This window comes from Pseudomonas sp. FW305-70 (assembly GCF_058783925.1).
Map to the genome: position 1 here is coordinate 1 of NZ_JBYSYZ010000075.1, position 11,475 is coordinate 11,475.

The 11,475-nt window shown below is 59.4% G+C and carries 14 protein-coding genes and 1 pseudogene; 12 read left to right on the forward strand and 3 right to left on the reverse strand.

Features of this window, described 5'->3' with window-relative positions:
• Window positions 1–107: pseudogene (locus AC3WN7_RS28175) on the reverse strand (EscU/YscU/HrcU family type III secretion system export apparatus switch protein); the annotation flags it as partial.
• A 471-nt stretch (window positions 108–578) separates the two neighbouring features.
• Between AC3WN7_RS28175 and AC3WN7_RS28180 the strand changes: the two are divergent.
• On the forward strand, window positions 579–1,499 hold the full coding sequence (locus tag AC3WN7_RS28180) for an EamA family transporter (protein WP_102674956.1): 921 nt from the start codon (window positions 579–581) through the stop codon (window positions 1,497–1,499).
• Window positions 1,500–1,780: 281 nt separating this feature from the next.
• Here the strand turns inward: AC3WN7_RS28180 and AC3WN7_RS28185 are convergent, their stop codons facing one another.
• Both AC3WN7_RS28185 and fliK read right to left on the reverse strand, forming a co-directional pair.
• Window positions 1,781–2,110, reverse strand: coding sequence for an EscU/YscU/HrcU family type III secretion system export apparatus switch protein (locus AC3WN7_RS28185; RefSeq protein ID WP_458374180.1), 330 nt, complete (start codon window positions 2,108–2,110; stop codon window positions 1,781–1,783).
• Complete coding sequence (gene fliK / locus AC3WN7_RS28190; protein WP_102674954.1) at window positions 2,107–3,681, reverse strand: flagellar hook-length control protein FliK; 1,575 nt, start codon at window positions 3,679–3,681, stop codon at window positions 2,107–2,109. Before fliK ends, AC3WN7_RS28185 begins: the two co-directional genes overlap by 4 nt.
• Before the next feature lie 199 nt (window positions 3,682–3,880).
• On the opposite strand from fliK, the gene ccmA reads away from it, so the two are divergent.
• The 11 genes from ccmA to AC3WN7_RS28245 all read left to right on the forward strand — a co-directional run.
• Window positions 3,881–4,516: a cytochrome c biogenesis heme-transporting ATPase CcmA gene (ccmA, locus tag AC3WN7_RS28195; protein WP_102674953.1), complete on the forward strand. Its 636-nt coding sequence runs from the start codon at window positions 3,881–3,883 to the stop codon at window positions 4,514–4,516.
• Window positions 4,513–5,181 carry a heme exporter protein CcmB gene (gene ccmB, locus AC3WN7_RS28200; protein ID WP_007980754.1) on the forward strand — a complete coding sequence of 223 codons (669 nt, stop codon included), beginning with the start codon at window positions 4,513–4,515 and terminating at the stop codon, window positions 5,179–5,181. The genes ccmA and ccmB overlap by 4 nt, the downstream gene beginning before the upstream one ends.
• Window positions 5,182–5,254: 73 nt before the next feature.
• Window positions 5,255–6,010, forward strand: coding sequence for a heme ABC transporter permease (locus AC3WN7_RS28205; protein WP_007980756.1), 756 nt, complete (start codon window positions 5,255–5,257; stop codon window positions 6,008–6,010).
• The gene (gene ccmD / locus AC3WN7_RS28210) at window positions 6,007–6,183 is read left to right on the forward strand and encodes a heme exporter protein CcmD (protein ID WP_007980758.1); all 177 of its coding nucleotides are present in this window, start codon (window positions 6,007–6,009) and stop codon (window positions 6,181–6,183) included. Before AC3WN7_RS28205 ends, ccmD begins: the two co-directional genes overlap by 4 nt.
• Window positions 6,180–6,635, forward strand: coding sequence for a cytochrome c maturation protein CcmE (ccmE, locus tag AC3WN7_RS28215; protein ID WP_008052305.1), 456 nt, complete (start codon window positions 6,180–6,182; stop codon window positions 6,633–6,635). Before ccmD ends, ccmE begins: the two co-directional genes overlap by 4 nt.
• Before the next feature lie 3 nt (window positions 6,636–6,638).
• Complete coding sequence (locus AC3WN7_RS28220) at window positions 6,639–8,627, forward strand: heme lyase CcmF/NrfE family subunit (protein WP_102674952.1); 1,989 nt, start codon at window positions 6,639–6,641, stop codon at window positions 8,625–8,627.
• Window positions 8,624–9,160, forward strand: coding sequence for a DsbE family thiol:disulfide interchange protein (locus tag AC3WN7_RS28225; protein WP_095963869.1), 537 nt, complete (start codon window positions 8,624–8,626; stop codon window positions 9,158–9,160). The genes AC3WN7_RS28220 and AC3WN7_RS28225 overlap by 4 nt, the downstream gene beginning before the upstream one ends.
• Window positions 9,157–9,630 carry a cytochrome c-type biogenesis protein gene (locus AC3WN7_RS28230; protein ID WP_095963870.1) on the forward strand — a complete coding sequence of 158 codons (474 nt, stop codon included), beginning with the start codon at window positions 9,157–9,159 and terminating at the stop codon, window positions 9,628–9,630. The genes AC3WN7_RS28225 and AC3WN7_RS28230 overlap by 4 nt, the downstream gene beginning before the upstream one ends.
• Window positions 9,623–10,825 carry a c-type cytochrome biogenesis protein CcmI gene (gene ccmI / locus AC3WN7_RS28235; protein WP_102674951.1) on the forward strand — a complete coding sequence of 401 codons (1,203 nt, stop codon included), beginning with the start codon at window positions 9,623–9,625 and terminating at the stop codon, window positions 10,823–10,825. Before AC3WN7_RS28230 ends, ccmI begins: the two co-directional genes overlap by 8 nt.
• Before the next feature lie 15 nt (window positions 10,826–10,840).
• Window positions 10,841–11,248, forward strand: coding sequence for a hypothetical protein (locus AC3WN7_RS28240; protein WP_007980770.1), 408 nt, complete (start codon window positions 10,841–10,843; stop codon window positions 11,246–11,248).
• 31 nt (window positions 11,249–11,279) lie between these two features.
• Window positions 11,280–11,475: hypothetical protein (locus AC3WN7_RS28245; RefSeq protein ID WP_218276775.1), on the forward strand; the 196-nt coding region annotated here is incomplete at its 3' end.

Consider the following 11,475-nt stretch of genomic DNA (forward strand, 5'->3'; position numbering starts at 1 on the left):
ATCGGCACTTCGCAGTCGCGGGCGATCCGCAGGATTTCTTCCGCCAGTTCTTCGTCGCCCTTGGCGGTGAGGGTGGGTGCGATTTGCCAGATGATTATTTGAATGATGGATGAAACACGTCGCTTGAGTGTTGCAGAATGATTCAAAAAATTTCCTTTATAGGAAAACCAGGTCCTACTTTAAGAAGTCCTGAATAGACCGTTGCGGTCAACTAAGTCCTACAGGATAAAGTATGACCGTTCCTACAGATGAATCTGTGTTTTAACGACTTGTTTGTTTTGACGGCAATGGACTTGTCGTTTGTTCGTTGACAGGTGGAAGCGCAATTCTTTAAGTTTTGTTGGCAAGGGGTGTTCAAAAGTAATCGATAAAGAAAAGGGTTGGATGAGAAGAATTTATATTCTGGACGCTGGTCATATGGGTGGCGGCAGAAGAATGGGCGCGGATACAAAACCTTTTGGTGGATGAAGTAATGAATTGGACAAGGAAGGGTGAAGCCTATTGCAGTATGCACGAGGATGGCAAAATAATATGGTCGTATGAAATAATTGAAATAACTTTGTGGGAAAGGTAGAGGGATGCTGCCTTCAAATAGAGGTCGACATTTTTTTATCGGCGCGCTCAGTGGGGTATTGGCGAACGTGCTATTGGGGTTGTCTTCAGTTTTTTGGAAGTATATTGGGTCGTTGAGTGCGTTGGCGTTGCTCAGCTATAGGGTTTACTTGTCTTTGCTGACGGTGTTTCTTGTCGTGTACGCTGGTCGGGAGCTAAGACCGCTTTTTGCTAAACTTAACATTAGGCTACTAATTTTACATGCCGTTGCAGCCATACTGATAGCGATCAACTGGGGGACGTTCATATGGGCATCTGTCCATGGTCGGGTACTTGAAAGCAGTCTCGGTTACCTGGTGGCGCCAATTTTAAGTATCGCGATGGGTATCGTTGTTTACAAAGAGCCAGTCACCGTGTTCAAAGCCGTGGCCGTGTTGATGATGCTGATCAGTGTGGTGAGTCTTTTCGTGTTGAGTAATGATCTTGATATAAGAGTTTATCTAGGTATCGGTCTGGCTTGGGGCTTTTATTCGTGCCTGAAAAAAATGACATCTTTGAATGTTTTTAGTGGCTTGTTGTTAGAGTCTCTTGTGCTTTCTTTTTTTTGTACTTTGTTTTTTATATTTTCAGATCTCGGCATGGCGATTCCTGATGATTTTGGTTTGTGGCGCACGCTTCTTGTTTTTAGTTGTGGTGTTGTATCTATTGTTCCGTTAGCGCTGTTTTCGTTTTCAGCTAAAAGGCTTTCTGTAATGTCTATGGGCTTGTCCCAGTTTGTATTGCCACTTACGCAGTTTTTTGTGGCGACGATAATTTACAAGCAAGCTGCTTCTCCAATAACTGTAATGGCTCTTTTAGTCGTAATCATTGGGCTGTTAGTAGTTGTGTTCGAACCAATTCTCAAAAAACTGTGTTTTTGTGGTGGTGGAGGGCAAGATGAAAAATAAATACAAAATCGTCGTAATTGGCCTGGGCGTTGTTGGAAGTACTTCGCTTTGGATCAGTAAGTTTGCCCGGCGTTTTTTATGTTTCTGCATGCTCCGGGCATGGCTTTAAATTCGCGACGGGTTTGGGAGATGTGCTTGCGAGAGCCGCTTTAGATGGTTTTCTTTCAGAGGAAGTGTCGATGTTTTACGCAGGCAGGTTTTCTGTTAGCAGTAAGTAATGGTATTCAAAGGGGACGAGGGGTATGTGCTGGTCTCCGTTGTTGAGTGTTTCTCAGTGTTGATCAATAGTCGTCCCCACGATCCGTCACATCTTTCTCCACCATCAGCGCATCCGGCCCCATCCCCGCCGGAAATTTCCCCTTCAGACTCCACGCAAACGCAATGATCTCGGCAATCGTCAGATACAGCTCCTGTGGAATGCTGTCCCCAAGCTCCATGCGCGCCAGCAGCCTCACCAACTCGGCATTTTCGTAGATCGGCACTTCGCAGTCGCGGGCGATCCGCAGGATTTCTTCCGCCAGTTCTTCGTCGCCCTTGGCGGTGAGGGTGGGGGCGTGGGTGCCGTCGTATTTGAGGGCGATGGCCTGGCGTGGGGCGTTGGGATTTTTCATGCGGTTTCGTCGACCCAGCGTTGTTCGAGGCGGGTTTGGGGGCCTTGGGGTGGTCTGCCGAGGTGGCAGTCCAGGTCGCCGACGTTCAGGCCGGCGGACAGCAGGCGATCACGCAGCCCGGCCAGGTTGTTTTCGATCAGGCTGGCGGTGTACGGCCGTTCGGCCCAGAGCTGGCTGGAGAGGCTGCCCTTGATCAGTTGCGCCTGGATTTGCAGGGGCCCCAAAGGCTCCATGGCGAAGGCCAGTTCGACTCGCCACAGCTGTTGCTTGGGTTCGCGTTCTTCGCGACGTTCTTTTGGCTGTTCTTTCTCGGCGGCGTCCTCGCGCTGGAACTTGACCTGCAAGGGCACGATGTCCTGCAGGTTGCGCATCGGGATTTCCAGCTGCCAGGTGCTCATCAGCCGTCCGTCGGCGGTGACGCCGGTTTGTTCCAGGCTCGACAGCTGATGGCTTTGCAGGCGTGAAACCGCAGCGGCGGCCAGGCGTAGCAAGTGTTCGAGGTCGTTTTCGCCTTCGCCGCTTTGCAGCAGGCGTTCGGGTAGCGGGAAGCCGCCCGGCGTCGGTTTGGCGCTGACCTGGCCGAGCATGCCCAAGGCATTGCGGACAAAATTCGGCATGGCCTGGGCCAGGGTGTTGGCGGCGATGATCGCGCCGAGGCTGGTGTTGGCCGGCAAGCCCTGGCTCAACTGCGCAACCAGTTTGAGCAGGTCGCCTTTCATGTCCGGCGCGAGTGTCGGGTTTTGCCCGTTCAGCAGTTTGCTTTCGAGGAACGCACCACTGCTGGCCAGCGCCAGGGCCAGGCCCTTGGGGGTGCTCAGTTGCTGGACATCCGGCAGGTTGGCGAGCAACCGGGCAGCGGCGCTGCGCAGTTCGGCGGAGGTCTGGTCCGAGGGCGCAAGGTTCTGCAGGCGCTGGAGCAAGCCATCCAGCGAGCCTTGGCGGCCTTGCTGGTCGACCAGTTGCCGGGTGACCGCCAGTTGTTCCTGGCGGCTGCTCAGGGGTACGAATTTCAATGTCTGGCTGTCTTGCACCTGCGCGCTCAACAAGGTGCCGATGCGCAAGGGCTGCGGACTGTCGATGTTCAGGGTGCTGCCGCTCAGTGCGGTGTTGAGCAGGCTCACCATTGAGCGAAACACCAGGGGCTGGCCGGGCACTTGCGGCAGCACTTGCGAGGTCAGCACCTTGCCCTGCAGTAGGGTGCCGACCGGCAGTTGCGCGGTGTCGAGGCGGGTGAGGGTGGCGACGCTGGAGGCGATGGCCTGTTGCACCGTCACGGCCAGGTTGCCGGCCGAGGGCTGGGTGACGACCAGCGTGGTGCCCTGGGCCAGCGGTTGATTGCTGGTGGTCTGGACCGTGGTCTGGCGGCCGCTGTCGAGGGTGACCTTGAGCAGCATCTGGAAAGTCTGGTCCGCCTGCTTGAGCGACAACACTTCGGCCTGGGCGGTTTGACCGACGCTGATCAACCCCTCCACCGGTGTCAGCAACTTGAGCAGTTCACCACTGAGCACCTGCGGGCGTGAGGTCGCCGGGAGGGCCTGCGGCAGCGGGAGGATGTTCATTTCGCCTGTCATACGCGGTCACAACCTGAGGAAAATGCACTCTTTAGAGTAGGGCCTGGCATGTATAATGCCGCGCCGTTGTATCCAAAAATGGCGAAAACTTTGCAATTGTTTGACGCAGCTCTCTAGAACAAGACGTCATTGCATCTATGCTGCATCTCTTTAACGGCCGCGCCAGTGCCGACTTGAACCGTATAAGGCCCGTGAACCCTTGACCAGTCCTGTCCTGCAAACCGTTGCCCTTGCCTGTGAGCGAGACCTTCGGCTGCTCTTCGAAAATCTCGATTTGAGACTGGCCAGTGGCGAAATGATGCAAATCAGTGGCCCCAACGGCAGTGGCAAGACCAGCCTGTTGCGCCTGCTCTCGGGGCTGATGCAGCCGACCGCCGGTCAGGTGCTGCTCAACGGCCAGCCGCTGAACGAGCAACGCGGCGAACTGGCGCGCAACCTCCTGTGGATCGGCCACGCGGCCGGGATCAAGGATTTGCTGACACCACAAGAGAACCTGAGCTGGCTGTGTGCCTTGCATCATCCGGCGACCCAGGAGGCGATCTGGCAGGCGCTGGCGGCGGTCGGGCTGCGCGGATTCGAGGATGTGCCTTGTCACACCCTGTCTGCCGGTCAACAGCGCCGCGTCGCGCTGGCGCGTCTGTACCTGGACAGCCCGGCGTTGTGGATCCTCGATGAACCCTTTACCGCCCTCGACAAGCAGGGCGTGGCGCAACTCGAAGAACACCTGGCCGGCCACTGCGAGCGCGGAGGCATGGTGGTGTTGACCACTCACCACACGCTGAGCCGGATGCCGGCCGGTTATCGCGACATTGATCTGGGGAGCTGGGCCGTATGAGTGTGTTCGGCCTGTTGGTCGCCCGCGAGGCGCGTCTGCTGTTCCGCCGTCCGGCGGAGCTGGCTAACCCGCTGGTGTTCTTTGCCATCGTCGTTTCGCTGTTCCCGCTGGCCGTCGGACCCGAGTCTCAATTGTTGCAAACCTTGTCTCCGGGGTTGGTCTGGGTGGCGGCACTTTTATCGGTTCTGCTCTCGCTGGACGGGCTTTTCCGCAGTGATTTCGAAGACGGATCCCTTGAACAGTGGGTCCTTTCGCCGCACCCCCTGGCTCTTCTGGTTTTGGCCAAAGTGCTGGCACACTGGGCTTTTTCCGGGCTGGCACTGGTTTTGCTGGCCCCCTTGCTGGCGCTGATGCTCGGTTTGCCTGCCGCCTGTCTGCCGGTGTTGCTGCTTTCGTTGCTGCTCGGTACACCGGTACTGAGCCTGCTCGGTGCGGTGGGCGCGGCGCTGACGGTTGGATTGAAACGCGGTGGCCTGTTGCTGGCCTTGCTGATACTACCGCTGTACATCCCGGTGTTGATCCTTGGCAGTGGCGCCTTGCAGGCAGCCTTGCAGGGGATGCCGGCGACCGGTTATCTCCTGTGGCTTGGTAGCCTGACCGCCCTGGCGATAACCCTGACACCCTTTGCAATAGCTGCTGGCCTGAAGATCAGCGTCGGCGAATAATGAGGTCTGGTTAATTTTTGACCAGTAAAGACCCTGGCTCTTCACAGTAAAGAGCAACCGTGATGGAAACAGTATGAACTGGACGTGGTTTCACAAGCTCGGCTCGCCCAAATGGTTTTACGGCATCAGCGGCAAAATGCTGCCCTGGCTGAGCGTCGCGGCGTTGCTGCTGATCAGCGTTGGCGTGGTCTGGGGCCTGGCCTTTGCGCCGCCGGACTATCAGCAGGGCAACAGCTTCCGCATCATCTATATCCACGTTCCGGCCGCCATGCTGGCGCAGTCCATCTACGTGATGCTGGCGGTGTGCGGCATCGTTGGCCTCGTGTGGAAGATGAAACTGGCCGACGTCGCCCTGCAATGCGCGGCCCCCATCGGTGCCTGGATGACAGCGGTTGCGCTGGTCACCGGGGCGATCTGGGGCAAACCGACCTGGGGCTCGTGGTGGGTCTGGGATGCACGCCTGACGTCCATGCTTATCCTGCTTTTCCTGTACTTCGGTCTCATTGCGCTGGGCAACGCGATCAGCAATCGTGACAGTGCGGCCAAGGCCTGTGCGGTGCTGGCGATTGTCGGCGTGATCAACATCCCGATCATCAAGTACTCGGTGGAGTGGTGGAACACCCTGCACCAGGGGGCGACTTTCACCCTCACCGAAAAACCGGCAATGCCTGCCGAGATGTGGCTGCCATTGCTGCTGACGGCGCTGGGTTTCTACTGTTTCTTCGGCGCGGTGCTGTTGCTGCGCATGCGCCTTGAAGTGCTCAAGCGTGAAGCCCGGGCCAGTTGGGTCAAGGCCGAAGTGGAAAACAGCCTGGAGGTCGCTCGATGAGTTTTGCTTCATTCGGCGACTTCATCGCCATGGGTCATCATGGCCTGTATGTCTGGTCAGCCTATGGCATCTGCCTGGCGGTATTGGCCCTCAACGTGGCGGCGCCGATCCTGGCCCGCAAGCGGTATCTGCAACAAGAGGCGCGTCGTCTGCGCCGGGAGAACGGCAAGTGAATCCGCTGCGCAAAAAGCGTCTTATCATCATTCTCGCGATCCTGGTCGGGGTCGGCGCTGCCGTCGGCCTGGCCCTGAGCGCCCTGCAGCAGAACATCAACCTGTTTTACACACCCACCCAGATCGCCAACGGCGAAGCGCCACAAGACACGCGCATCCGCGCCGGTGGCATGGTCGAGGCCGGTTCCTTGCAACGTTCCGGCGACTCGCTGGACGTGAAGTTCGTCGTCACCGACTTCAACAAGTCCGTGACCATCACCTATCGCGGCATCCTTCCGGACCTGTTCCGCGAAGGGCAGGGCATCGTCGCCCTGGGCAAGCTCAATGCCGATGGCGTGGTGGTGGCCGATGAAGTGCTGGCCAAGCACGACGAGAAGTACATGCCGCCGGAAGTGACCAAGGCGTTGAAAGACAGCGGTCAATCGGCTCCAACGCCCGCGAAGGAGGGTTGATCCATGACATCCGGCATCTTTATTCCCGAACTGGGTCATCTGGCGATGATCCTGGCCCTGTGCTTCGCCCTGGCCCAGGCCGTGGTCCCGCTGCTCGGTGCCTGGCGCGGTGACCGGCTGTGGATGAGCCTGGCCCAGCCGGCGGCCTGGGGGCAGTTCAGCTTTCTGCTGTTTGCCTTCGGTTGCCTGACCTACGCCTTCATGGTCGATGACTTCTCCGTGGCCTATGTGGCCAACAACTCCAACAGCGCCTTGCCGTGGTACTACAAGTTCAGCGCGGTGTGGGGTGCCCACGAAGGGTCCCTGCTGTTGTGGGCCTTGATTCTCGGTGGCTGGACCTTCGCGGTGTCGGTGTTCTCCCGGCAGTTGCCACAGGTCATGCTGGCCCGCGTGCTGGCGGTGATGGGCATGATCAGCACCGGTTTCCTGCTGTTCCTGATCATGACCTCCAACCCGTTCAAACGCATCCTGCCGCAAATGCCCAGCGACGGTGCCGACCTCAACCCCTTGCTGCAAGACATCGGCCTGATCGTGCACCCGCCGATGCTGTACATGGGCTACGTCGGATTCTCGGTGGCCTTCGCCTTCGCCATCGCCGCGTTGATGGGCGGTCGCCTGGATGCCGCGTGGGCGCGCTGGTCGCGTCCTTGGACCATCGTGGCCTGGGCGTTTCTCGGCATCGGCATCACCCTCGGTTCGTGGTGGGCGTACTACGAGCTCGGCTGGGGCGGCTGGTGGTTCTGGGACCCGGTGGAAAACGCCTCGTTCATGCCATGGCTGGTGGGTACCGCGCTGATTCACTCGCTGGCGGTCACGGAAAAACGTGGTGTGTTCAAGAGCTGGACCGTGTTGCTGGCCATCGCTGCGTTCTCGTTGAGCCTGCTGGGCACCTTCCTCGTGCGCTCCGGCGTGTTGACCTCGGTGCACGCCTTTGCCTCCGATCCGGAACGCGGCGTGTTCATCCTGATTTTCCTGCTGTTCGTGGTCGGTGGTTCATTGACACTGTTCGCCCTGCGCGCGCCGGTGGTCAAGAGCCAGGTTGGCTTCAACCTGTGGTCCCGGGAAACCCTGCTGCTGGGCAACAACCTGGTGCTGGTGGTGGCCGCCTCGATGATTCTGCTGGGCACCTTGTACCCACTGATTCTCGATGCCATGACCGGCGCCAAGCTGTCGGTCGGCCCGCCGTACTTCAACGCGCTGTTCATTCCGTTGATGGCGTTGTTGATGGTGGTGATGGCGGTCGGCGTGATCGTGCGCTGGAAAGACACACCGGTGAAATGGCTGCTGAGCATGCTGACGCCGGTATTGCTCGGCAGTGCGGCCATGGCCGTGGCGGCTGGCGTCGCCTACGGCGACTTCAACTGGGCCGTGCTCGCGACCTTCATGCTTGCTGCCTGGGTGCTGTTGGCCGGTGCGCGTGACATTGTCGACAAGACCCGCCACAAAGGCCTGATCAAAGGCCTGCCCACCCTGACCCGCAGCTACTGGGGCATGCAGATCGCACACCTGGGCATTGCCGTGTGTGCGCTGGGTGTCGTGCTGTCGAGCCAGAACAGTGCCGAGCGTGACCTGCGCCTGGCGCCGGGCGAGTCCATGGACCTGGCCGGTTATCACTTTATCTTCGAAGGCGCCAAGCACTTCGAAGGCCCGAACTTCACGTCCGACAAGGGCACCGTCCGGGTGATCCGCAACGGCAAGGAAATCAGCGTGTTGCACCCGGAAAAACGCCTGTACACCGTGCAGAACTCGGTGATGACCGAAGCCGGCATCGACGCCGGTTTCACCCGCGACCTCTATGTCGCCCTCGGTGAACCGTTGGGTAACGGCGCCTGGGCTGTGCGCGTACACGTCAAACCCTTCGTGCGCTGGATCTGGTTCGGTGGTTTGCTGACAGGTGCAGGTGGTTTGCTGGCGGCGCTGGATCGGCGTTATCGGGTCAAGGTCAAAAGCCGCGTGCGCGAAGCACTGGGCATGTCGGGAGCCACTGCATGAAGCGTTGGTTGATGTTGTTGCCACTGGCGATTTTTCTGGTGGTTGCCGTGTTTCTCTACCGTGGGTTGTACCTGGATCCGGCCGAGTTGCCTTCGGCCATGATCAACAAGCCGTTCCCGGAGTTTTCCCTGCCGTCGGTGCAGGGCGACAAGACCCTGACCCGCGCCGACATTCTGGGCAAGCCGGCGCTGGTCAACGTCTGGGGCACCTGGTGCATTTCCTGCCGGGTCGAGCACCCGGTGCTGAACAAGCTGGCCCAGCAGGGCGTGGTGATCTACGGCATCAACTACAAGGACGTCAACGCCGATGCCTTGAAGTGGCTGACGGACTTCCACAACCCGTATGTGCTGGACATCCGTGACGACGAAGGCTCGCTGGGCCTGAATCTCGGCGTGTACGGCGCGCCGGAAACCTTCTTCATCGACGCCAAGGGCATCATCCGTGACAAGTTCGTCGGCGTGATCGACGAGCAGGTCTGGCGCGAAAAACTGGCGGGCAAGTACCAGGCGCTGGTCGACGAGGCCAAGCCATGAAGCGCTGGATTGCTGCCGCTGTCCTGGGCTTGAGTATGGCCGGTGTGGCTCACGCGGCCATCGACACCTATGAGTTTGCCAAGGAAGGTGACCGCGAGCGTTTTCGCGAGCTGACCAAGGAGCTGCGTTGCCCCAAGTGCCAGAACCAGGACATTGCCGATTCCAACGCGCCGATTGCCGCCGACCTGCGCAAAGAGATTTTCCGCATGATCGGCGAAGGCAAGGACAACCAGCAGATCATCGACTTCATGGTCGACCGCTACGGTGACTTCGTCCGCTACAAACCTGCGTTGAACGCCAAGACTGCCTTGCTCTGGTTCGGCCCCGCCGGCCTGTTGCTGGGGGGCGTCGTGATCATCGCGGTGATCGTCCGCCGTCGTCGCGTGCAACGCGCCGGCACCCCGGGCTCGCTGTCTGCCGAGGAGCGCTCGCGCCTCGACCAACTGTTGGATAAAACCAAGAATGATTGATTTCTGGCTCGCTGCAGGTCTGCTGCTTCTGGTTGCCCTGAGTTTTCTGTTGATCCCGGTTTTGCGCAGCCGTCGTGCCCAGCGTGAAGAGGATCGTACCGCCTTGAACGTCGCGCTTTATCAGGAGCGCGTGGCTGAGTTGCAGACTCAGCAGGAAGAGGGCGTGCTCGATGCGGCGCAAATGGACGCCGGTCGTGCCGAAGCCGCCCGTGAGTTGCTGGCCGATACCGAAGGCGTCGAAGCGCCGCGGGTGTCGCGACTGGGTAAACCCCTGCCGTTGCTGGCGGCCGTTCTGGTGCCGGTGCTGGGCCTGGGGCTGTACATGCATTACGGCGCCAGCGACAAGGTCGAACTGACCCGCGAATTCTCCCAGGCACCCAAGTCGATGCAAGAGATGACCCAACGCCTGGAGCGTGTGGTCGCCGCTCAACCGGATTCCGCCGAAGGCATGTACTTCCTCGGTCGTACCTACATGGCGCAGGATCGCCCGGCGGACGCGGCGAAGATGTTCGAGCGCACGGTGAACCTGGCCGGTCGTCAGCCCGAGCTGCTCGGTCAATGGGCCCAGGCGCAGTACTTCGCCGATGGCAAGAAGTGGTCGGACAAGGTCCAGGCCCTGACCGACGAAGCGCTCAAGGCCGATCCGAAAGAAGTCACCAGCCTCGGCCTGCTCGGCATTGCCGCGTTTGAAGGCGAGCGTTATCAGGACGCCATCGATTACTGGAATCGCCTGTTGGCGCAGTTGCCGCCGAACGACCCGTCCCGGGAGGCGCTGCAAGGCGGGATCACCCGGGCCACGGAGAAACTGGTGGCCAGTGGTGGCAAGGTTGCGCAAGCATCGGCGACCAAGTCCACGGCGTTGCTCAAGGTCAGCGTCGATCTGGCTGCGGAGCTCAAAACCAAGGTCCAGCCTGGCGACAGCGTGTTCATCTTCGCCCGTGCTGTCTCCGGTCCGCCGGCCCCGCTGGCGGTCAAGCGCATGACCGTGGCCGACCTGCCGGTGACTGTCGAGCTGAGCGATGCCGACGCGATGATGCCGCAATTGAAACTGTCGAACTTCCCTGAAGTCCAACTGGTTGCGCGCATTTCCCGTGCCGGCAAACCGACCGCCGGCGAGTGGATCGGTCGCAGCCAGCCTTTGGCCAGCAGCACCACCGCGCCGCAAACACTGACCATCGACAGTCCGGACAAATAACAGGAAAACGCTACCATGACCGCTATCGCTCGTATTGCCCTGCTCAGCGTCGTTTTGGGGTTAAGCGCTTGTGCGGTCCAGCGACCACCGGAGCAAACGGCTCCGCCGCCGATTCCGCGGTCGCAGCCCAGCCCCACGCCATCGACGTCGCCGGTACCGAGCAAGCCGTCTGTTCCGGTAAAACCCTCCAAGCCGCTGCCGCGCACGTCCGCCAGCTTTGCGCCACCACCGGGGGGCAATAGCCATTGGGATCCGAAGCTTGGGGTTTATGTGCTTGATGATCAGCCCAATACCTTTTATCGCCAGCGTACCTATTACCGCTGGGATAATGGCTGGAGCCGGTCGATCAGTCCGAAAGGGCCGTGGGAGGAAACTGACATTCACGGTGTTCCGGGTGGGCTTGGGCGGCAATTCGGGCAGTAACGCACTAAGGCGACCTTCGGGTCGCTTTTTTGTGCCTGATTTCCAGGTCGCTGCTGAACTCTGTGGGAGCGGGCTTGCTCGCGAAGGCGGCCTGACAGCCGACCTGTCTTTTGTTGACCGTGTACATATCCATTGCTGCGGTAACGGCCACTTATGGTTTCGCCCTTACGGCGACTCCCTTTTTTACAAGCGCCTAAAAAAGGAAGCAAAAAACGCTCGCCCCTTAC